This is a genomic window from Mesorhizobium sp. WSM4808, from assembly GCF_055811675.1.
The window spans coordinates 1-863 of the sequence record NZ_JBVVQX010000072.1; the positions used below are offsets into that span (position 1 = coordinate 1).

Annotated in this window: 1 protein-coding gene; it reads right to left on the reverse strand. The window is 63.0% G+C overall.

Features of this window, described 5'->3' with window-relative positions:
• Positions 1-863: alcohol dehydrogenase catalytic domain-containing protein (locus tag AC0L2U_RS34725; RefSeq protein ID WP_473603708.1), on the reverse strand; the 863-nt coding region annotated here is incomplete at both ends.

The window sequence follows — 863 nt, forward strand, 5'->3', positions numbered from 1 at the left end:
CCGATGACGACCGACTTGCCCCAGCCGCGATGCGAGGCTTCCAGCGCCTGGCGCATCACCTTGGTGCTGCCGGTGCAGTCGAATGTGTAGTCGGCGCCGCCGATCTGGTCGGCGCCACGCTTGGTCATGTTGACGAGGTGGGGCACGACATCGCCGTCGATCTCCTTCGGATTGACGAAATGCGTCATGCCGAAGCGCTCGCCCCACTCCTTCTTGTCGTTGTTCAAATCGACGCCGATGATCATGTCGGCGCCGGCAAGTTTCAGGCCTTGGATCACGTTGAGGCCGATTCCGCCGAGGCCGAAGACGACGGCGGTGGCGCCGATCTCGACCTTGGCGGTGTTGATCACAGCACCGATGCCGGTGGTGACGCCGCAGCCGATGTAGCAGATCTTGTCGAAGGGCGCGTCGGGGTTGACCTTGGCCAGCGCGATCTCGGGCAGCACGGTAAAGTTGGAGAAAGTCGAGCAGCCCATATAGTGAAAGATCTTGTCCTTGCCGATCGAGAAGCGCGATGAACCATCGGGCATCAGGCCTTGGCCCTGGGTGGCGCGGATGGCCGTGCACAGATTGGTTTTTCGCGACAGGCAGGAATGGCACTGGCGGCATTCGGGCGTGTAGAGCGGGATGACGTGATCGCCCTTCTTGAGCGAGGTGACGCCCTTGCCGATATCGACGACGACGCCGGCGCCCTCATGGCCGAGGATGGCCGGAAACAGACCTTCCGGATCGGCGCCCGACAGCGTGAATTCGTCGGTGTGGCAGATGCCTGTCGCCTTGATCTCGACCAGAACCTCGCCCTCACGTGGGCCGTCGAGGTCGACCTCCATGATCTCCAGCGGCTTTCCGGCGGCGACAGCGAC